16 protein-coding genes are annotated in these 21145 nt (G+C 71.9%); 8 read left to right on the top strand and 8 right to left on the bottom strand.

From position 1 onward, the window contains the following. Window positions 1-118 precede the first annotated feature (118 nt). The 3 genes from Ate02nite_RS28145 to Ate02nite_RS28135 are packed head-to-tail and all read left to right on the top strand — an operon-like array spanning window position 119 to window position 3429. Entirely contained in the window at window positions 119-1156 is a 1038-nt protein-coding gene (locus tag Ate02nite_RS28145; RefSeq protein WP_203810841.1) for an alpha/beta fold hydrolase, read from the top strand. Window positions 1157-1196: 40 nt separating this feature from the next. Continuing rightward, window positions 1197-1874 carry a response regulator transcription factor gene (locus tag Ate02nite_RS28140; RefSeq protein WP_203810840.1) on the top strand — a complete coding sequence of 226 codons (678 nt, stop codon included), beginning with the start codon at window positions 1197-1199 and terminating at the stop codon, window positions 1872-1874. Further along, entirely contained in the window at window positions 1867-3429 is a 1563-nt protein-coding gene (locus Ate02nite_RS28135) for a sensor histidine kinase (protein WP_239147757.1), read from the top strand. Before Ate02nite_RS28140 ends, Ate02nite_RS28135 begins: the two co-directional genes overlap by 8 nt. 3 nt (window positions 3430-3432) lie before the next feature. Here the strand turns inward: Ate02nite_RS28135 and Ate02nite_RS28130 are convergent, their stop codons facing one another. Then, window positions 3433-6990 carry an alpha-L-rhamnosidase gene (locus Ate02nite_RS28130; RefSeq protein WP_203810839.1) on the bottom strand — a complete coding sequence of 1186 codons (3558 nt, stop codon included), beginning with the start codon at window positions 6988-6990 and terminating at the stop codon, window positions 3433-3435. A 165-nt stretch (window positions 6991-7155) separates the two neighbouring features. On the opposite strand from Ate02nite_RS28130, the gene Ate02nite_RS28125 reads away from it, so the two are divergent. The 5 genes from Ate02nite_RS28125 (at window position 7156) to Ate02nite_RS28105 (ending at window position 12510) form a co-directional block, all read left to right on the top strand. Continuing rightward, entirely contained in the window at window positions 7156-7659 is a 504-nt protein-coding gene (locus tag Ate02nite_RS28125; protein WP_203810838.1) for a SigE family RNA polymerase sigma factor, read from the top strand. Beyond that, complete coding sequence (locus Ate02nite_RS28120) at window positions 7656-8873, top strand: WD40 repeat domain-containing protein (protein ID WP_203810837.1); 1218 nt, start codon at window positions 7656-7658, stop codon at window positions 8871-8873. The genes Ate02nite_RS28125 and Ate02nite_RS28120 overlap by 4 nt, the downstream gene beginning before the upstream one ends. Before the next feature lie 13 nt (window positions 8874-8886). Further along, a complete protein-coding gene (locus tag Ate02nite_RS28115) occupies window positions 8887-9726 on the top strand; it encodes a patatin-like phospholipase family protein (RefSeq protein WP_203810836.1) in 840 nt (279 codons plus the stop codon). Window positions 9727-9961: 235 nt separating this feature from the next. Next, on the top strand, window positions 9962-11200 hold the full coding sequence (locus Ate02nite_RS28110) for a DUF3500 domain-containing protein (RefSeq protein WP_239147756.1): 1239 nt from the start codon (window positions 9962-9964) through the stop codon (window positions 11198-11200). After that, the gene (locus Ate02nite_RS28105; RefSeq protein WP_203810835.1) at window positions 11200-12510 is read left to right on the top strand and encodes a HupE/UreJ family protein; all 1311 of its coding nucleotides are present in this window, start codon (window positions 11200-11202) and stop codon (window positions 12508-12510) included. Before Ate02nite_RS28110 ends, Ate02nite_RS28105 begins: the two co-directional genes overlap by 1 nt. Here the strand turns inward: Ate02nite_RS28105 and Ate02nite_RS28100 are convergent. The 7 genes from Ate02nite_RS28100 to Ate02nite_RS28070 form a co-directional block, all read right to left on the bottom strand. Then, window positions 12486-14144 carry a S8 family serine peptidase gene (locus Ate02nite_RS28100; RefSeq protein ID WP_203810834.1) on the bottom strand — a complete coding sequence of 553 codons (1659 nt, stop codon included), beginning with the start codon at window positions 14142-14144 and terminating at the stop codon, window positions 12486-12488. The genes Ate02nite_RS28105 and Ate02nite_RS28100 overlap by 25 nt on opposite strands. Window positions 14145-14348: 204 nt before the next feature. Further along, window positions 14349-15647: a lipase family protein gene (locus tag Ate02nite_RS28095; protein ID WP_239147755.1), complete on the bottom strand. Its 1299-nt coding sequence runs from the start codon at window positions 15645-15647 to the stop codon at window positions 14349-14351. 127 nt (window positions 15648-15774) lie between these two features. Further along, the gene (locus Ate02nite_RS28090) at window positions 15775-16506 is read right to left on the bottom strand and encodes a cellulose binding domain-containing protein (RefSeq protein WP_203810832.1); all 732 of its coding nucleotides are present in this window, start codon (window positions 16504-16506) and stop codon (window positions 15775-15777) included. Between the two features lie 17 nt (window positions 16507-16523). Beyond that, window positions 16524-16898 (bottom strand): DUF742 domain-containing protein, encoded by a 375-nt coding sequence (locus tag Ate02nite_RS28085; RefSeq protein WP_203810831.1) that lies wholly within the window; start codon window positions 16896-16898, stop codon window positions 16524-16526. Then, window positions 16895-17302 carry a roadblock/LC7 domain-containing protein gene (locus tag Ate02nite_RS28080; protein WP_203810830.1) on the bottom strand — a complete coding sequence of 136 codons (408 nt, stop codon included), beginning with the start codon at window positions 17300-17302 and terminating at the stop codon, window positions 16895-16897. Before Ate02nite_RS28080 ends, Ate02nite_RS28085 begins: the two co-directional genes overlap by 4 nt. After that, complete coding sequence (locus Ate02nite_RS28075) at window positions 17299-19398, bottom strand: sensor histidine kinase (RefSeq protein ID WP_203810829.1); 2100 nt, start codon at window positions 19396-19398, stop codon at window positions 17299-17301. Before Ate02nite_RS28075 ends, Ate02nite_RS28080 begins: the two co-directional genes overlap by 4 nt. Next, on the bottom strand, window positions 19395-21145 hold a 1751-nt coding region (locus Ate02nite_RS28070; RefSeq protein WP_203810828.1), incomplete at its 5' end, for a helix-turn-helix transcriptional regulator. The genes Ate02nite_RS28070 and Ate02nite_RS28075, both read right to left, overlap by 4 nt.

Below are 21145 nucleotides of genomic sequence, written 5' to 3'. Positions count from 1 at the left end.
GTCGTTGGTTTCGTCCCTCAACCCTTGCGGCCGGCGGTGGTACGGACGAGGAACGCGACCGGCACCTTGCATCGATAATTAGCTATCCATGCGTCGGTCCGGCTGAGAGATTGGGCGGATGCTGGGTGATGTCGTACGGGGGTACCGGCAGACGCTGGGCTGGTCGCAGGAGGACCTGGCCGACCGCACCGGGGTGAGTGTCCGGGGGATCCGCAAGATCGAGGCCCGGGAGACCGGCATCCCGCGCCCGGCGACCGTGCGCCTGCTGGCCGACGCGTTCGCCCTGCGCGGCGACGAGCGGGACCGCTTCTGCCAGACCGCGCTGACCGCGCCCGCCGACCCGCAGCCGTCCGAGCTGGTGCGATTCGCCGCGACCCCGGTGGGCCGGGTCGCCTACACGGTGACCGGCAGCGGGCCGCCGCTGCTCTGCATGCTCGGCTGGATCTCGCACCTCGACGTGCTGGGGGAGAGCCCGCAACACCGCCGGTTCGTCGAGGCGCTGGCCCGCGAGCACACCGTCATCCGCTACGACAAGGTCGGCTGCGGCCTGTCCGATCGCACCGCCCCGGAGCCCACCCCGGCTTCCGAGCTGGCGGTGGTGGAGTCACTGGCCGAGCACCTGGGCCTGGGCCGCTTCGCGCTGTTCGGCTCGTGCGAGAGCGGCCAGGTCGCGGCGACATACGCGGCCCGGAACCCGGCCGCACTGTCGTCGCTGATCCTCTACGGCAGCTGCGCGCGCGGCGCCGACCTGGCCTCGGACGCGGTCAAGCGATCGGTGCTGGACCTGGTCCGGACCCACTGGGGCCTGGGCTCGCGGGTGCTCGCCGACATCTGGTTCCCGGACGCCCCGGCCGAGCAGACCGCATGGTTCGCCCGGATGCAGCGGGCCGCCGCGACCGCCGACACGGCCGCCGCCCTGCTGGAGATGTTCTACCGCACCGACGTCACCGCGCTGCTGCCCACGATCCGGGTGCCGACCCTGGTGCTGCACCGGCGGGGCAGCCGGGCGGTCCGCTTCGAGCTGGGCCGCGAACTGGCCACGCTGATCCCGGGCTCGACCCTGGCCGCCCTCGACGGCCGGATGCAGCCGATCTACGCCGAGACCACCGACCTGGCCGCCGAGACCCTGCTGTCCTTCCTGACCAACCTGAAATGAGCTTCAGGTTCGTTAGCCGAGGTGCTGCGAGGATGGCCCGGTGCGGTTACTGGTGGTGGAAGATGAGCGAGAGCTGGCCGAGTCCCTGCGTCGTGGCCTGGTGGCCGAGGGTTACGCCGTCGACGTGGTGCACGACGGGAGTACCGGGCTCGAGTACGCCCTGACCGAGGGTTACCAGGCGGTGATCCTGGACCTGATGCTGCCCCGGCTGAACGGTTTTCAGGTGTGCGCCCGGCTGCGGGAGTCCCGGGTGGGCACCCCGGTGCTGGTTCTCACCGCCAAGGACGGCGAGTACGACGAGGCCGAGGCCCTGGACACCGGGGCGGACGACTACCTGACGAAGCCGTTCTCGCACGTGGTCCTGCTGGCCCGGGTGCGAGCCCTGTTGCGCCGTGGTGGCGAGCCGAGGCCGGTGGTGCTGACCGTCGGTGATCTGGTCGTGGACCAGGCGCAGCGCCGCTGTTCGCGCGGCACCACCCCGATTCCGCTGACCGCCAAGCAGTTCGCGGTGCTGGCCTGCCTGGCGCGCCGGTCGGACGCGGTGGTGAGCAAGATCGATATTCTGGACGAGGTGTGGGACGAGGCCTACGACGGCGACCTGAACATCGTCGAGGTCTACATCCGCGCGCTGCGCCGCAGCATCGACGTGCCGTTCGGCCGGCAGAGCATCGAGACGGTCCGCGGCGAGGGTTACCGGCTGGTGAGCGCCCGTGCGTAGCCTCCGGTTGCCGAAACTGGGTTCGGTACGCGTGCGGGCGGCGGCCGCCGCGGCGCTCGCGGCCGCACTGTGCTTCGGGGGCGGGTCGCTCTGGCTGCGCCACGTCATCTACACCAACGCCATGGCGGCGTCCGTCGAAACCGCCCAGCAGGTCGTCCGCGGTGTCGCGGCGACCTACGACACCTCCGCGGCGCGAACCGGGGCGGAGTCCGGAGCGCTCGTCGACCGGACGCCCCGCCCCGAGGCGTCGATGAGCGAGGCAGAGGTCAGCGAGCTCATCAGCAAGATGCCCGACGGCGTCGTGGACGACCTGTTCCGGTTCCCGTTCTTCCTGAATTCGTTCGCGGTCGTCGACACCAACGGCAAGGTCCTGCTGGCCCAGGAGCGGATGGCCTACTACATCCGGGAAAGCGGACTGGCCTTCCCCAGTAAGCCACCGGACATGCAGGACGGCTGGACCGGGCGGGTCAGCGTGCTGCTGAGCCCCTCCCGGAACGGCGAGCGCGGGCACAAGCTCGACGGTCAGACCGTCACCCTGGTGGCGATGAACGTCCAGGACACGAAGTGGCACGTGGTGGCCACCGTCTACGCGCTCGCCTCGCCACTGCCGGCGCAGAACGCGGTGGCCCGCGTCGACCAGTGGCTGATCCCCGGAGTGCCGGCGGCCGCCCTGTTCGTCGCCGTGTGCGCCTGGCTGGTCGCAGGCCGGGCGCTGCGCCCGGTGGAACGGATGCGGGCCGAGCTGGCGCGCATCACCGCCGCGGACATGAGCAGCCGGGTGCCCCAGCCGCGCACCGACGACGAGATCGCCCGACTGGCGGAAACCATGAACGCGACCCTCGACCGGCTCGCCGACGCAGCCGAGCGGCAGCGGCGGTTCGTCGCCGACGCCGCGCACGAGTTGCGCAGCCCCCTCGCGGGCCTGCGGAACACCGTCGAGGTGGCCCTCGAACACGGCGAAGCCGCCGACCTGACCGCCGTCAAGGCCACCACCGACCGGCTGCAGCACCTCACCGACGACCTGCTCCTGCTCGCCCGCCTGGAACGCACGGCACCGCCCACCGGAAAACCGGTCGACCTCGCCGCGATCGCCGAGGAGTTGGTCGGCGAGCGGCACTACCGAACACCGCCGGACGAGAGGTTCACGGTGGTGGCGCCGGAGCCCGCGCTGGTGACCGGCCGCGAACCGGAACTGGCCCGGCTGCTGGAGAACCTGCTGGACAACGCGGCACGGTACGCCCGGGACCGGGTCACCGTGACCGTCACGAAACCCGAACCGGACCTGGTGCGCATCGAGGTCCACGACGACGGCCCCGGCATCCCGGCGGCGGACCGGGAACGGGTCTTCGAACGGTTCACCCGCCTCGACGAGGCCCGCGACCGTGGGCACGGCGGGGCCGGCCTGGGCCTGGCCATCGCCCGCGACATAGCCGTCCGCCACGGCGGAAGCCTGTCCGTGGCCGACTCGGACGGCGGGGCGCGCCTCGTCGCTGACCTACCGCAGTCACCGCAAACCCCGGTCGGCGCGGGCCAGGCCGGCCCGCGCCGACGGTGATCCTCAGCCCATGAGGAACCGGTAGTTCCCCGGCGGGACCAGGTACGACGATCCGTCCTGCGGCACCGCCTCGGCCGGTAGTCCGGTGGCCGCCGCCGGCAACCGCACCAGCGCGGTCGCGTTCGGCGGCACGACCACGTCGAGGGTGAGCGTCGAGCCGGCCTTCGTCCAGGCCGAGCGGGTCACGCCGTACGCCGTGGAAAGCGTGGCCGACGCGGCCGTGAGCGAGCCGCCGGGTTGGGGTGCGATGAGCACCTGCCGGTAGCCCGGCGTGGCCGGGCCGACCCCGCCGACCGTGCGATAGAGCCAGTCACCTACCGAGCCCAGGCCGTAGTGGTTGAACGAGTTCATGCCCGGGTCCTGCAGGGAGCCGTCGGTCCGGATCCCGTCCCAGCGTTCCCAGATCGTCGTCGCCCCGCGCGCGTTCATGTAACCCCAGCCGGGATAGTCCGGCTGCTGCAGGATCCGGTACGCGGTGGCCAGGTGCCCGTGGCCGGCCAGCACCGGCAGCAGATTTTCCACGCCCATGAACCCGACCGACAGATGCCCGTTGCGGGCGTCCACCTTGGCCGCGAGCCGGTCCGCGACCGCCTGCGCCCGGTCGTCCGGCACCAGCCCGAAGGCCAGCGCGAGAACGTATCCGGTCTGGCTGTTGCTGCCCACGGTCCCGTCGGCGGCGACGAACCGGGCGGTGAACGCGGCGCCGATCCGATCGGCCAGCGTCCCGTACGCCTGGGCCTCGGCGGCCCGTCCGGTGGCCGCCGCCATCCGCGACAGCAGCCGGGCCGACCAGCCGAAGAACGCCGTACTGCTCAGGTCGTTCGGGGTGTTGTCGTCGACGTTGAGCCAGTCGCCGAACGTCTCGTGGTCGCGGATCAGGTCGGCGCCCGCCGTCGACCGCAGGTAGTCGACGTACTTCGCCATCGCCGTGAAGTGCTCGTCCGCAACCGACAGGTCGCCGTAGCGCTGCCAGATGGTGTACGGCACGACCACCCCGGCGTCGGCCCAGCCGGCCTTGCCGGCGCCATCGATCACGGCCGGCGCCACGTCGGTGAACGCCCCGTCGGCCCGTTGCGCGTCGACCAGGTCGTCGGCGAACTTGGCGAGCAGCCCGTGGGTGTCGAAGTTGAAGGTGGAGGTGGCCGCGAACGCCGCGATGTCCCCGGTCCAGCCGAGCCGCTCGTCGCGCTGCGGGCAGTCGGTCGGGATCGACAGCATGTTCGACCGGGCGCCCCAGACGATGTTGTGCTGGAGCTGGTTGACCAGCGGGTCGCTGGTGGTGAGCGTGCCGGTCTCGGCGCCGCTGGTCCAGGCGGCCAGCCCGGTCAGGTTGTCGGCGGTGGGGGTTCCGGGATACCCGATGAGTTCGACGTAGCGGTAGCCGTGCACGGTGAAGTGCGGCTCGAACACCTCGGGCTGGCCGGTGCCGGCCAGCGTGAACGTGTCGGTGGCCTGGGCCGCCCGCAGGTTGGTGGTGTAGAGCGTGCCGTCCGGGTTGAGGATCTCGCCGTGCCGCAGCGTGACCTTGGTGCCGGCCGGTCCGGTCACCCGCAGCCGGTTCCAGCCGGCGAAGTTCTGCCCCAGATCGGCGATCCACACCCCCGGCCGGGGCTGGGTGATGGTGGTCGGCCGGATCTCCTGCTGCACTGTCACACCCGGGTCGACCTGGGCGACCAGGGTCGGTTGGGCCTGGGTGCGGACGGTGACGGGCACGCTGTCGCCGCCGCGGATCCGGGCGTCCTGATCCTCCCCGTGGTACAGGTCGTCGCTGATGATCGTGCTGCTGGTGGCGGTCCAGGACGCGTCGGTCCGCACGTCGGCGCGGGTCCCGTCGGTGTACTCGATGGCCAGCCGGGCCGAGTACCAGGGCGATGTTCCGTACCGCTGGCTGCCGGCGAAGCCGATGCTCCCGGAGTACCAGCCGTTGCCGACCAGCGCGCCGATCGTGTTGCCGCCGGCCGCGAGCCGGGCGGTCACGTCGTAGACCCGGTACTGCAGCCGCTTGGTGTAGTCGGTCCAGCCGGGGGCGAGCCGCTCGTCGCTGACCCGGGCCCCGTTCAGGTAGGTCTCGTGCAGGCCGAGCGCCGTCGCGAACAGCCGCGCCCGCGCCACCGGCTTGCCGACCGTAAAACCCTTGCTGAGGTACGGCGTGGGGTTCGGCACCGCGACCTGGTTGCCCCAGTCGCCGCCGCCGAGCCCGGCGATCACCCGGGCGGCGGGCCAGGCCGTGTCGTCGAAGCCCGGTTGCTCCCAGCCGGCCGGCCCGGTCGGCGAGGCCTTCCACGAGCCGTCGGTGACCACGGTCCCGAGTTTGGCGATCACGCCGGCCGGGCCCGCGGAGGTGTTCGTGGCCGCGATCGCGATGGTGTTGGCGCCGGCCCGGACCTGCCCGGTCACATCCACCGTGGTGGCCCGCTTCCACGAGTCGGTGACCCGGCGCGAGGAGCTGACCTGGACGCCGTTGAGCCAGACGTCGGCGGTGTCGTCGCCGGTCACCACCAGGGTGGTCGGGCCGGTGGTGACCGGCAGGTCGACCGTGCGCCGCAGGTAGCGGGTGGCGGCCGGGGCGGGGTCACCCTCCGGGTACCAGATCCAGGAGGCGCCGGTCAGGTTGGCGGTGGCGGGCGCGCCGATGAACGCGGCCTGCCACTCGGTGGCCGGGTCGAACAGGCCGGTGTCGAACCGGGCCGGAGCGCTCCACGGGCTCGGGCGGCCCTGCGCGTCCCAGACCCGGACCCGCCAGTGATAGGTGCGGTTGCCGGCCAGCGCCGGCCCGCCGTAGGGCACGTCGACGCTCTGCCCGGAGGCGACCTGGCCGCTGTCCCAGACGTCCGCCGCGTTCGGCACGGTGCCGACGGTGACCTGGTAGCGGCCCTGGATCTGGCCGCCGGTGGTCGCGACGAGCCGCCAGCCGAAGCGCGGCGTGCGGGTGTCGAGGCCGATCGGGTCGGTGCGGCGCTCGGTGGTCAGGCCGGCCAGGGTCACCGGCGATCCGGCGCCGCTGTCCGGCGCGGCCACCTCCCGGTTCCACGGCCCGCGCCCATAGACGCCGAGGTCGGCCGCGGTGACCCAGGCCGCCGTGGTGCTGGTCGCGGCCTGCCAGGCGCCGTCGGTGACCAGGTCGACGGTGCCGGCCGCGGAGGCGATCCGGACCCGGCCGAGCAGGCCCGCCGGTCCGGCGGTGGTGTTGCGCACGGCGATCCGCAGCGTGTTGGCGCCGGGCCGGAGTGCACCGGCCAGGTCGACGTACCGGGCGTGTTTCCAGGCGTCGGTGGTGCGGGCCGAGCCGGTCAGATAGGTGTCGTTGAGCCAGACGTCCACGGTGTCGTCGCCGGTCACGACCAGCTGGGCATCGGTGTAGGGCCCGGCCGGAGCGGTGAAGGTGCGACGGAGGTAGCGGCTGGCAGCGGGGGCGGTCTGGGTGGGATCACCCTCCGGGTACCAGATCCAGTGCGCCGGTTCGAGGCTGACCGGCGTGGTGACCAGGGTCTGCTTCGGGGGAGCGGCGACGGTGACCGCCAGCAGGGCGGCGAGGGCGAGTTTGGGGACGGAGAGAAGCATGTGGTCTCCTCGTTAAAACGTTTCAACACGCTTTGTTAAATGCTAGTTACGGCCGGAGATCCACTCAAGAAACATCGATGATCGTGCACGTTTGGGCACCCGGGTCCGCCCCACCCCAACCATCGGGCGCCGGGACCGCGTTGTATGGGGAGAAGGGGGTGGCGAATGGCCGAGGTCGACGGCTTCCGGGAGTTCGTCCGGGAGCGTTCGCCGGCGTTGTCCCGCCATGCCTATCTGCTGACCGGGGACCATCAGCTCGCCGAGGACCTGCTGCAGAGCGCCCTGGCGGCTACCTTCCGGCATTGGCGGCGCATTCGCGACGACAACCCCGACGGGTACGTCCGCCGCGCCATGTACCACCAGCACATCAGCTGGTGGCGGCGGAAGCGGGTGCCCGAGCAGCTGTCCGCCGCGCCGCACGAGACCGCGCACGCCGATCCGGCCGAGGCCACCGCCCTGCGCCTGAGCCTGGCCCAGGCGCTGTCCCGGCTCAGCGCCAAGCAACGCGCGGTCGTCGTGCTGCGGTACTACTCCGACCTGACCGAGGCGCAGGCGGCCGACGTGCTGGGCGTCCGGGTCGGCACGGTCAAGCGGCACGCGCACGACGCCCTCCGGCGCCTGCGCGAGATCGCCCCCGACCTGATCGCCGGCGAGAGGAGTCCGCGATGAGTGCCCACCTGCGCGAAGAACTACGCAAAACCGCAGACCAAGCCCAAACCTACGACGTGTACGCCGGGAGCGTGGCGGCCGCGCGACGGGGCCGGCGCCGCGCCGTGGTGGCCTGGGCGCTACTGGTCGCGGCACTCACCCTGGCCGTGCCGTTCGTGCCGTGGTCCCCGCCGCCGACGCCGCCCGCCGACAGCGCCGCCGTCGCGTTGCCGGACCGGCTCGGTCTGCCGGCCTTCGGGTCGCGCGGTGTCGCCGGGCTCGGCGCGGCCGCGGTGGTCTACTCGGGCTACGGCGGCCGGTTCGGCCCGTTCTTCGACGACGCGGACACCTTCGCGTTCGTCGGGGCCACCGCCGAGGACTACCGCACGCTGCACACCGGCCTGATCGACGACCAGGTGCTGCTGTCCCCGGACGGAACCGTGGTGGCCATCCCGGAACGGCTCGTCGACCTGCGCACCGGGAAGGAGCGGGAGCTGCCCGGCGTACCGGTCGCCTGGTCACCGGACGGCAGCCGGCTGGTGGTGGAGGGCACCCGGATGCGGATCGTCGACGTCGCCACCGGTGCGGAGACCGACCTCGGGCCGGTGGACGAGTGGTCCTCGGCGGCCTGGTCACCCGACGGCCGGCGCCTGGCCTACGAGCAGGACCACCGGATCATCGTGCGCGACGAGACCGGACGAACCCTCAGTTCGTTCGTGCCGCCGGGCGGCACGATGCTGGCCGGCAAGGGCGCCTGGACGCCGGACGGCCGCGCGCTGGCCCTGCTGCCGTCCAACACCCGGGCGTGGGCGCCGCGCTGGTTCGACCCGGCCGACGGCCACGAGGTGGACGGGCCGGACCTGCCTGCGATCGGCGGCGAGATCTACGGCGGCAGCCTGCTCGGGTGGCGGCCGGACGGGTCGGCGCTCGTCTTCATCAACGCCTTCCATCCGCGGCTGCTGGCCCTGGCGTCGGGTGCGGCCGAACCGGTCAGCGTGATGACCCTGCCGGCCGAGGTCTACTACCTCGACGTGTCCGACCGGGCGATCGAGTCCGGCCGGATGCGTACCGGTGACGCGCCGTTCTTCATCGGCCCCCACCTGTGGCCGTGGCTGATCGGGGGCGCGGCCGGCGTACTCGGGCTGTGGTGGTTGGTCCGGCGGATGAACGAGCGGGCCCGGACCCAACGGGTCCGGGCCGTCCCGTGGGAGACGACGCACGGCCCGCTGGTGTGATGAGATGCCAGGCATGGGTGCTGACGGCAAGGCCCTCGTGCTCGGCGGGGGCGGCGTGACCGGGATCGCCTGGGAGATCGGGCTGTTGTACGGCTTGGCCGAGCTCGGCGTCGACCTGACCGAGGCGGGGCTGTTCGTGGGCACCTCGGCCGGCTCGGCGGTGGCGGCGCAAGTGCTGTCCGGCGTACCCCTCGAGGGTTTGTTCGAAGCTCAGCTCGCCGGGCCCGGCAGCGAGGTCGCCGCCGGGATGACCGTGGGTGGCCTGGTGAAGTTCGTGGTTGCCGGCCTTTGGCCGGGCGATCCGGCGCGGGGCCGCGCCTGGCTGGGCCGCCAGGCGCTGCGCGCCCGAACGATGCCGGAGGCCGATCGGCGGGCGGTGATCGCGCGCCGGATCGGCGACCGCGAATGGCCGGCGACCCGGTTGCTGATCCCGGCGGTCGAGGCCGAGACCGGAGCGGTACGCGTTTTCGACGCGGCCAGTGGTGTTTCGCTGATCGACGCCGTCGCGGCCAGCTGCGCGGTGCCGCTGACCTGGCCGCCGGTGACCATCGGCGGAGCTCGCTACGTCGACGGCGGGGTCCGGTCGGTGGCCAACGCCGACCTGGCCGCCGGTAACCGGCAGGTGGTGGTGCTCGCCCCGGTGACGCAGTCGGCCCGGCCATCCGGGCGCCCAGGCGCACAGCTCGCGGCCCTAGGGCCGGAGGTGCGTGGTGCGGTGGTGTCGCCCGACGCGGGCGCGCGGGCGGCGATCGGCCGGAACGTGCTGGATCCGGCGCGGCGCAGGCCGGCTGCTGAAGCCGGCCGAGCCCAAGCCGCCGCCGAGGCCGCACGTTTAAGTGCGGTCTGGGCATAAGCCTGCGAATTAGTTTTGCGATATGAATCGCCTGTCTATCTCCTTTGAATCTACAACGGAGTCGCGGCCCGCTATTGCGCTAGTTATTGCAGGTGGGAGTGGTTGCACAGGGTCCTGATGGAATATTCATAGACATTATTATCAATAATTTCTTGCCTTCCCTTGATGAGGTTGCTGAGATTCTCCTGACAACCGGCCGGGCGGTTTCCATCCTCATCAACAAGGGAGCAAATTCGTGAATAGCGTTAAGGTGGCGCCGCGCAGATGGCGTGGAGTCGCGCTGGCGGCGACAGCCGTCATTCTGCTCGGCGCGGGGATCGCCACGGCCAATGCCGCCACCGTTGGCGGTAACGCTGGCGGCAACAAGCCCAAGGCCGCGGCGGTCAAGGATCCGACCCGCGGTGCTAAGGGAGTTGCCGGCCTGGTAAACGCGGCCAACGCGTTCCTCGACACGCTCACCGACGACCAGAAGGCTTCGGTGCTGCTCGACTTCACTTCGGACAACGCCACCGCCTGGTCGAACCTGCCGTGCGGCTCGAGCTGCCGGGTCGGCATTCAGCTGAGTACCCTCACCGACGACCAGCTGACCGCGGCGAAGGCGGTTCTCACCGCGGCGACCGGAACGGGCACCGGCAGCGGCTTCGACCAGATCAGCGACATCCTGGCCGCCGACGACAACCTCGCCGCCCAGGGCAGCACCGGTGGTGGCGGCGCCCCGCCCTCCTCGGACGCCTCCGCCCCGGCGGCCGACCCCAGCGCGTCGGCTCCGGCCGGCACGCCGCCGTCGGGCGACCCCGGCGCGGGCGGCGGAGGCGGTGGTGGCTACGGCAGCGGCCTCTATCTGCTGGCGTTCCTCGGCACCCCGTCGGCGACCGGCACCTGGCAGCTGCACTTCGGCGGCCACCACCTGGCCGTCAACCTGACCTACAAGAAGGGCAAGGTCGCCGGGACCACGCCATTCTTCATCGGGGTCGAGCCGACCAGCTTCATCGACGACGACGGCAACACCGTCCAGGCCCTGGCCAAGCAGAAGGACGCCATCTCGGCCCTGGTCGCCAGCCTCAGCACCAAGCAGCTCACCTCGGCCAAGCTGACCGAGTCGTTCAGTGACGTGCTGCTCGGCCCGGACAAGGACGGCCAGTTCCCGGCCACCAAGGAGGGCGTCTCGGTCAAGGCGCTGTCGCCGAAGCAGAAGAAGCTGGTCCTCGACGCGATCCGGCCGTGGGTGTCGATCGCCGACGACGCCACCGCCCAGCAGCTGCTGAAGACCTACGAGTCGCAGTTGGACAAGACCTTCATCGGCTACTCCGGCACCACCGCTCTGGACACCCAGGGTGACTACGTCCGGATCGACGGTCCCGGCGTGTGGATCGAGTTCGTCTGCCAGAACGGCGTGGTCTACAACAACCAGATCCACTTCCACACCGTCTACCGCGACCACACCCGCGACTACGGCGGAGAGTTCTCCTTCTGATGCGTCTTCCATCGCTTCTAGCGGTGGCCATGATGTCGGCGACGCTCCTGCTGTTCGGGGCGTCGCCGGCCTCGGCCCACCCGATGCCGCACTCGGTGGTCCTGCTCGACGTGCACGAGACGTCGGTGACCGCCCAGCTCGAGATCCCGCTCGGCGACCTGGCCACGGCCAGCGGAATCGACGTGTCGCAGCAGGACGCGCTGCGCAGCTACCTGACCGCCCACATCCGTCCGGTCACGACCACCGGCGAGGCTTGGACGGTGAGCGTAGGCGACCTGTCGGTGACCGCGACCGAGCAGAGCTCGACCGGCCCGTACCAGGAACTTCTTGCTTCGGCGACCTTGACGCCGCCGCCCGGCGGCGACCTACGGCACTTCCTCTTCCGGTACGACGTGGTGGTCCACCAGGTCGTCACGCACACCGTGCTGGTCTCGGTCCGGCAGGACTGGGCGGCCGGTCAGGTCGACGCGGATGCCGTCCAGGTCGGCACCATCGAGATCGACACCCGCACGATGACCGTCCCCGCCCTGACCGTGAACCTGCGCGGCGGCAGCACCTGGTCCGGCTTCGTGGCGATGGTCAGGCTGGGCGGCAACCACATCCTGGCCGGCACCGACCATCTGCTCTTCCTGCTGATCCTGCTGCTGCCCGCGCCCCTGCTGGCCGCCCGTGGCCGTTGGCGCTCAACCGTGGGTGCCCGCACCGCCGTCACCCGGATCGGCCGGACAACCCTGGCCTTCACGGTCGGTCATTCGGTCGCCCTGGCGGTGAGTGCGCTGACCCACCTGCGATTCCCGGCCTGGCCGGTCGAGGCATTCATCGCGGCCAGCATCCTGGTCGGCGCGATCCACGCGGTCCGCCCGCTGTTCCCCGGCCGGGAAGCCCTGGTCGCCGGGGTGTTCGGCCTCGGGCACGGGATGGCGTTCTCGTTCACCCTGGCCGAGATGCAGCTGTCCACCGGCCGCCTCGCGCTGAGTCTGCTCGGCTTCAACCTCGGCATCGAGCTGGTCCAGGTGCTCCTGGTCGCGCTGGCCCTGCCGGCCCTGATCGTGCTGGCCCGGCTGCCGATCGGCCGGCCGTTCCGGCTGACCGCCGCCACCGTGACCGGCCTGGCCGCGACCGGCTGGCTGGCCGCCCGGCTCGGCCTGGCGAACCCGCTGGCCAGTGCCGCCGACAGCGTGGGCGAGCACCCCACCCCGATGCTGCTGACCCTGACCGCGACCGCCCTGGCCGCGACGGCCTGGACGGCCCGCACACGGTTCCGTGCGCGGGCCGACCGGGTTCGTCAGCGGCCGCCGACCGCCGCGTAGGCGTCGACGATGCCGTATCCGTAGAAACCGTTGAAGTTCTTGCCACCGACACAGTTGGCGTTGAACTCCGTGGAACGGCCCTCCTGCACGTACGACTGCAGGCGGGGTTCCGGGCAGGCGTGCTCGGCCGCGGAACGGTAGAGCTGACGCTCGACCAGGTCCGGGGAGAGCGTCTTGCCACCGGTGCGGAAGTCGCGGTGGCCGTACCGGCTCACGATCAGCGCACCCACGCCCGCCGCGTGCGGCGAGGCCATCGAGGTGCCCTGCAGGTACGTGTAGTAGCCGCAGACGCCGGCCTTGGTGCAGTCCTTGAAGACCGAGCCGGTGCCGGCCGCGGTGATGTTGCCGTCCGCGTCGACCAGGCCGTCCTCCTTCAGAACCTTGACCGGGTAGGTGGACAGGATCTCGTTGCCGACGGTCTGGAAGGTCGGGGTGCCGAAGCCGTCCCGGTACCAACCGCCCGGCGCCGCCACCGAGATCTGCTCGGTGCCGTAGTTCGAGAAGTCCGACTTCTTGCCGGACGGGCCGAGCGAGGCGACCCCGATGACGTGCGGGCCCTCGACCGGCAGATCCCAGCAGGAGCTGTTGTCGATCGGCCGGCTGTACGGGTCAGCGCCGTAGTCGGGGCTGGACAGGTCCGTACGCGGGGCGCCCAGATCTTCGTGGTTGTTACCGAGTGCACCGAACAGGGTCACGCCCTTGCGGTGGGCGTACTCGAGGGCCCTCCGCATGCCCGCGATGATCGCGCGCTGACCGGCCTGGTCGGCGGCGCTGTCGGCGGCGTTGGCGGTGCAGTTGTAGAGCCACGGGTCGACGTAGAACGACATGTTGACCACGTCGAGGCCGTTGTCACCCGCGAATGTCAGGGCGTTGACCACCGGGTCGAGGAAGAAGTACCCCGAGTCCTGGCCGCCCTTGAGCTCGACCAGCGTGACGTTGGGCGCGATGCCGGACAGCCCGACGCCGTTGGCGGCGGCGGCGATGGTGCCGGCGGTGTGCGTGCCGTGCCCGTTGTCGTCGGTGCCGGTCGGGTCGAGGCAGCTCGCCACCTCGCACGCCCCGTCGACGTCGACCAGGTCCGGCGCGAAGTTCCGCGACAGCCGGGCGCTGTAGTTCGGGGCGATGTCGGGGTTGGACGCGTCCAGACCGGTGTCGAGGATGCCGACCGTGACACCACGGTCGCCGGCCTCGATCCGGCGGGACTTGTCGGCCCGGATCATCGACAGGCCCCACAGCTTGTCGTCGAGCGGGTCCATCTTGGCCGGACCGTGCTGGCCCGTACCGCCGGTGTGCTTGGCCAGGCCGGTCTCGACCCGTTCGACCTTGTTCGGCGCGTACCCGACGGCCTTGCGGACGCTCGCCCCGATCAGCTTGCCGGAAGCGGCGGCCTTGCTCTCGAACCGGGCGTCGGCCGAGGTGACTCGGTAGACCCCGACGGAATCGTTGCTGCTGACGACGGTGCCACCGGCGGCCTTGATGGCTGCCGCCGCATCCGTCGCGGAAACGCCGTCGGCGGAGACGACGGTGTAGTCGACCGGGGTAGCGGGTGCCGCCGTGGCGGTGGTCGGCACCGTGGTCAGGAACGCCAGGCCCGTTGCGGTAACAACGGCCCCGACGGTGAGGCGTCTTCTCATGGAGTGCGCTCCTCCTGGAGTTGTTTGATGAATCCCATCGGAAAAGATCTCCAATAGCCAGGAGAACCGCTGTCAATTTCTGTCTTCGTCATCCCCGCAGGCGGCGGCTAAGCGCCGCCACCTGCGAAGAACCGTAAAGGTCAGACTTAAGGACCGACCATTCGGCCATTTTTATATTGCCGCTCATCTTTCCGATACGCCGGTTTAGGGCAGGATCGGCAGGATCCCGCAATTGCTGGTCGCCGATCGGCCGGCCAGTCGGTCGGTCAACCACGACACGGCCGTTCCCTGGTCGGCCAGCAGCGGTCCGAAGTGGTTCAGCAGCGGGTCGAACACGTCCGGCAGCAGGATCGGGGCATAGACCACCTTGCCGCCGAGGCGGCACCAGTCGGCTGCCATCGTGCGGGCCTGGCCGTGCGGCACCAGGTTGTCGGCGACCCCGGTGGCCACCCGGACGACGCCAGTCGGCTTCCGGGAACCGATGAACTGCTGGTCGATGAAGCTGCGCAGGCTTGGTTCCGCCTCGATGACGTCGGCCAGCGACTTGCCGGTGGTCGTCCAGGACGTGCTGCGCTTGAAGGCGTACCCGAAGAGCGCGTCCCCGACGCACATGGTGGACAGGTCGGCCAGGGCGGCCTTGCCGGCGTCGCTGAGGTACTTTTCGGCCACGGCTCGCAGGCTCGGATCGGTCTGCAGGAACCCGTTGACCGACCAGCCCAGCGCGCCGACCAGCTCGGTCCCGTCGATCGCCTCGGTGACCTTGATCAGGTCGGCGGGCGGGGCGCCGGCATAGGTGGCCGTCAACGCCACGTCGGGCGCATAGGTCGACTGAAGCTCCGCCGCCGAGGCGACCGCGCCGCCGCCCTGGCTGTACCCGTACAGGCCCACCAGGGACTGCGCGGTGATCGAGGTGTTCGGGAGCGCCTTGGCCGCCCGCGCGGCGTCCAGCACGGCGTGCCCCTCGTCGACCCGATTGACGTACGGGTGCAGCCGATCCGTCGTCCCGAGCCCCGGATAGTCGGTCTGGATGACCGCGACGCCCTTGGCGAGAAGCTGGTACATGGCCAGGATCTCGTACCCGATCGACACCGTCGTCTGACCGCTGTTCACGCCCAGGATCAGCGGATACTGCAGCGCCAGCGAGGTCGAGCACTGATCGCCCTGCCCCATCGTGCCCGGCGCGAGCACGACCAGCGGCCGCGAGCCCGGCCCATTCCAGTCCGCCGCCGGCTCGAGGTAGGCGCCGGTGACGGCGACCGGATTCCCGTTCGAGTCCGTCGACTTGTACATCACCCGGGTGGCACTGCCCGGCAGCGAGGAATTGATGCCCGGCAGCGAGAGCGCCAGCGCCAGCGGTTCGGCGCGGACCAGCGAGCCGTTGGCCGCCGGCAGCGCGGCCGGCGGCGTGTAGAAGTCCGGAATCGTGACGCCACGCGAGGTGACGGCGGCCGCCGCCGGCCCGGCGCCGAAGCCGACCCCGGCGATCGAAACGGCAACAACCAACAGAGCAGAGCAAATTCGGGAGCGTACGGGCATGTCCAGTCTCCGTCGACTCGGCCTGCGAGCCGGTGGCGGCCGCAGTTACCGGACGGTAACTTCTGGAAACGAGACATTAAAGATGGTCGAACTATCACTCCGCCGCGGTGCAGGCCTCCTCGTTGACCCGGCAGGCGGTGGGCTTGCCGTCCACCAGAGTCGCCCCGCGTACGTCGAAGACCACGGTCACGGACGCCCCGGCCGCGATCTGCTCGGTCTCGGCGGTCGGCGTGAACGTCCACACCGTCCCCGACTGTGCGACGGTGGCCCCGCTGACCGCAGCCAGCTGCAGGGTCTGGCGCGGCATGGTGATGGTCAGCCGCCAGTCGCCGGCCGTGCCCGGGCCGGCGCTCGAGACGGTCACCTGAGCGCGATAGCCGAGCAGCCCGTCGGCGGCCGTGTAGACGGCGGACAGCTTGGCCTCCCCGGCGGCCGGGCTGGACGCCGCCGCCGAGCTGGGCTTTCCGGTTGTGGGCGACACGGTCGGCTTTGTCGGCGTCGCGCTGGCGCTGCTACTGCTCGGCGCGGCCGACGAAGGCCGGGCGCTCGCCGACGTCGCGGCGGCCGAGGCGGTGGGTCCGAGCGCGGCGATGCCGCCGCCCGGCGGCAGGTCGGCCAGCCCATCCGGGGTACGCAACACGGCCCCCACCAGCAGCGCGGTGCCGGCCGCCGCCGCCAGCACCCCGCCGACCAGCCAGAAGACGACGGCCCGGCCCCGGTTGCGGCCGCCGCCGGAGCCCGGCAGGTTCGCCGTCTGCAGCGCCGTGGCCAGGCCCAGCATCGAGTCCAGCAGCACCACCATCGGGGACCGGTGTGGCTGGCTCATCGGTGGGTCCTCCGGGTTCACAGGGCGTTGAGACCGTTGAGCAGTTGCTGGAGCTGGTTCATGGTGGGCGCCTCGGCGGCGTCCCGGCCGCGCGGAACGGCCACCAGGCCGGCGTCGCGCAGGTCGCTCAGGATCACCCGGACCGTGCCCAGCGGAAGGCCGAGCCGGGCCGCGATCTCCGACACCGACACCGGTTTCTCGGTGAGCCGCACGATCGTCCGCTGCTCGTGCGACAGGTCGCCGGGCGGCTGGTCGTCCGAGACCCGCCGCACGATCGCGTTGAGCGTGAAGTCGCCGTGCGCCGTCTCGGTGCGCCCGCCGGTGATCGCGTAGAGGCGGACCAGCGGCCCGGCCTCGGCGTCGTACCAGACGTCCTCGGTGGTAGCCGTCATGGCGTCTGCACCAGGTCGACGGAGGCCAGCCGCAGGCTGAGCCGGTCGGCGTACCAGGCGATCTTCTCCTGCGTGCCGATCAGGTCGTTGACCGCGTCGAACAGCACCGCGAGCAGCGCTCCCGCCGCCACCGGAAGCACGACCAGCATCCGGAAGTCGGTCTCCACCAGGGTCTGGTCCACCCGGTGACCGCCGTTGTTGCGGTCGGCCGCCTCCGCGACAGCATGAAGCCCCGCCGCGACCGCCGAGAGGTTGGTGGCCGACACCGGATTGGTGCCGGCCGACATCGCCAGCTCCAGCCCGTCGGTGGACAGCAGGACCACCCCTTCGGTGCCCGGAAGCGCCGCGGCCAGCTCGTTCAGGAGCGGACCGATCCCCGTCGCGGCGACGAAACTCTGGTTCACATTGCCTCCGTCTGTCGACTGCCCACCACGGGTAGATCTACGGTCGCCGTGCTCGCATCGCTCATCTCGCCGAAACGTGCCCGCATTCTTTCGACCCGGTTGAGCGGCGGCGCGTCCGGTCCCGGCCCGTCCTGCCCGAGGTCGGTGACCAGCTCCCGGGGCAGACTCACGGTGGCGGCCAGCCCACCGGCCGTCCCCGGCTCGAGCTTGACGGTGATGTCGTGCCGGGCCGCGAACCGGCCAACCGCGTGAAAGCCCCACCAGAGCCCGTCGGCCGGCGGCTCCGGGTCGGCCATCACCTCCTCGGCGGTGGCCAGGTCGAGATCACTCATCCCCGGCCCCACATCGGTGACGAGGAACGTGTACCCGCCGTCCAGATTCCGGACCCCACCCACCCGCACCCGAGTCTCCGGCGAGGAGTAGGTGGTGGCATTGTCGATCAGCTCGGCCAGCAGATGCGTGACGTCGGTGACCGCGTTCCCGGCCAGCGCGGCCGGTTCCACCTGCCCGGTCGAGACCCGGGTGTAGTCGGCCACCTCGGCCGCCGCCCCCCGCGCGATCTCAACCAGCGGCATCGGACGCCGCCACCGCCGCCCCGGCGTCCCACCGGCCAGCGTGATCGCCTTCTCCACGTTGCGCCGCATCCGGGTAGCCAGGTTGTCGGCCCGGAACAGATCGCCAAGCGTGTCGTCGTCGGACTGCCGCCGCTCCATCGCGTCGAGCAGCCGCAGCTGCCGGTGCACCAGCCGCTGGCTGCGCCGATGCAGCTCCAGCAGCAGCTCCTGCCGGGCCTGACCGGAGTCCGGCCGGGCATCCGGCGCGGCCGCCACCGAACGCCGCTGCGGCCCACCCCGGCGGGCCAGCAGAAACACGCCGATCACCGCAACCAGCCCAACCCCCGCGACGAGTCCGGCGTAGAGGATGGCGGCCACCGCACCCGGCGTAGCCGCCGTCATCCGCTGGTCAGCCGCAGTCTCCGCCGCCCGCAGCCCCGCGATGGCAGGCTCCGCCGCAGCGTTCCAAGCCGCCCCGGTAACCGCCGCCCGCCCGCCCGTCAGAAGCCGCTGCTCCACCGTCTCCAGCTGCCGAAACAGCGCCGGGTCGAGGCCCGTCCCGGCGTCGCCGCCCGTGCCGGCATCCGACCCTGTGCCTGTGCCCGTGCTCGCGCCCGTGCCCGTGCTTGCGGCCGTGCCCGTGCTTGCGCCCGCGCCGGTGCCTGCACCGGCGTCGGCCAGTCGGGCCTCGCGGATGCCGATCAGCGTGCCGATCCGCAGCCGGTCGGCGTCGGTGATACCGGCGGTCGTCGTCAGGGCGCCGGTCAGCAGCGCGTCCTCCTCGGCGAGGGCCTCCCGGGCCCGGCCGAGCGCGGCCAGCGTGTCCCCGGCCGGCAGCCAGGGCGCACCGAGCCCGGCCGCGATGACCCCGCTGTAGTCGGCGACGACCTCGGCCCGCCCCGCTCCGGCGGTGTCCACCTCGGGCTGCCCGGCATTGCCGGTGTTTCCGGCGGAACTCCCGTTCCCGCTGGTGCTCGCCCCAGAGCTTCCGTTGCCGCCGGTGTCGGCCCCGGAGTTCCCGTTGCCGCCGGTGTTGGCCCCGGAGTTCCCGTTGCCGCCGGTGTTCGCCCCGGAGGTCCCGCTACCGCCGGTGTTCGCCCCGGAGGTCCCGCTACCGCTCGTGTTCGGTTCGGCGCGGCCGGAGCTGCCGGTGTCCACCCTGGTGCGGAGCGCGCCGAGGCCGTCGAGGCGGCGGCGGAACTCGTCGGCCTCGCGGGCCGCGTCGGCCGTGACCAGGCCGCTCCGCCAGCCGGTGCGCTTCGCGTCCAGGGCGGTTCGGGCCCGGTCGGTCCGGGCCCGCTGGTCGGCGAGCTGCGCGGTGCCGACGCCGGGCCGGAACGCGGCAGACAGCCGGCGCTCGGCCTGCAACTCGACCACGACGCTGTCCACCGCATGCCCGAGCTGGTCGACGGTGCTGCGCTGCCGGAGCTGGTCAGCGGCGGCACCCACGGCCGGCCCGGCGGCGGCCAGCCACAGCAGCACGAGCAGGACGAGCCCGAGGCCCAGGCGAGGTTCGACCCGCCACCGCAGCCACCGGCTCATGCCACCGCTCCATCCACCGCTGTCGGACCGTCCGCCAGCAACTCACGCAGGCGGGCGAGCATCTCCCGCCGGTCGGTACAGCCCAGCCGCTGACGAATGCGAGCAATGTGGTGCTCGACGGTCTTGGCCGAGAGGAACAGCCGATCGGCGACCTGTTTGTAGGTCATGCCTGCAAGCACCAGAGCGGCCACTTCCCGTTCGCGGTCGCTGAGCAGTTGCTCCGCGGACTCCTTGGACTCGGCGGAGCCGGGCCGGCCCTGCAGACTACGGGCACAGTCGAGCAGCACCGTCATCGCCTTGCGGTCGGTGGTCCGGATCGCCGCCTGCCCCGCCAGCCGAGCACCGTCCCAGCCCAGGCCAAGGGCGGCCAGACCACGAGCGGCCGCCTCGACCTGATCGGCATCGATCCGGTCGGTAAGAATCGCGAGCCAGCCCTGCGCGGCCGCCGCCAGCGCCGCCGGATAAGGCCCCGACGCGCGCGCCCGATCGAGCGCGGCAGCATGCCGCTCCGCCTCGGCCGTCTCCTCGGCAAAAATCGCCGCGTGCAGCCTGCTCCAGTGCAGCGGCGCACTCCACAGCGGCACGTCCCCCAGCCGCTCGAGCAGCCGATCAGCATCGGCCAGGTGGGCGGCGACCCGGTGCCGCTCGCCCAGCCGGGCCGCGGCAACGGCCATCTCCCCGAGCGGAAGCAGCATGAACAGGTCGACCGGCTGACCGATCAAAACCTGACAGGCATCCGGCCAGATGGCCCGCAGATCAACCAGGTCGCTGTCCCGCCGAGCCAGACCCACCCGCAACGCCGCGGCGAACAACCGATCGCGCCCACCCCGCGCCGCCGCCTCGGTGACCAGCCGCCCAGCCGAGGCAAGCTGTCCGCGCAGCATCCGGCTCCAGGCCTGCAACAGCCGATGGCGCGGCGCGAGCAACGGCCCGCCCAGCCCCGCGCGCACGGCACGCTCCAGGGTGGCCTCGGCGATGTCCAGGTCGGCGCTGTGCAGCCCGACGAGCGCAGCCAGCGCCGCCGGACTGTCCGGCAGCAGCACTCCGGTACCCACCGGCTCCAGCAACGACGAAGCCTGAACCAGCGTGGACAGCGCCGCCGCCGGAGCCCCGGTGACCGACTCCCGCACCCCACGCGCCATCAGGTTGGCGGTGGCGTGCAGCAGAGTCGGCGGCCCGTCGTCCGTCGCAGACTCAGCCTCACCGACCGCGCCGTTGCCCTTGCCCGCGCCGTTGCCCGTGCCCGCGCCGTTGCCGTTACCCGTGCCGGTGCCGGTGCCGGTGCCGGTGCCGGTGCTTGCGCCTGCACCTGCGCCAGTGGCCGCCAGAGCCGCGGCGCGAAACCCGGCCCCAGGTCCGGCCCCAGCCCAGCGCAGCAGGTCGGCGGCCCGATCGAGCTGGCCACCGTGGGCCATGGCGACGGCAGCGACATAGGCAGCCTCGGCCCGCTGGGCCGGCGACCCGGTGGCCACCGTCCGATCCGCGAGCCGAGCGGCTTGGTCCAGGTCACCGGTGAGCGCGGTAGCCAGCGCACGCCGCGCAACCGCCGGCCGCCCGGCCCCAGCCGCAGCCGCGAACAGCCGCGCCGCGAGCGCCGGATCATCCCGCAGCGCTTCCTCAGCGGCCGCCTCAAAGGCCGGCCCCAGCCCAGCCAGCGCATCACCACCGAAGCCAGCGCCAGCGGACGCTCCAAAAGCCGGACCGAGTCCGCCCAGCGTGTCACCGCTGAGGCCCAGCCCGGCGGAGG

The organism is Paractinoplanes tereljensis, assembly GCF_016862435.1.
Taxonomy (GTDB): domain Bacteria; phylum Actinomycetota; class Actinomycetes; order Mycobacteriales; family Micromonosporaceae; genus Actinoplanes; species Actinoplanes tereljensis.
This window is presented reverse-complemented; position numbering and strand designations above follow the sequence as displayed.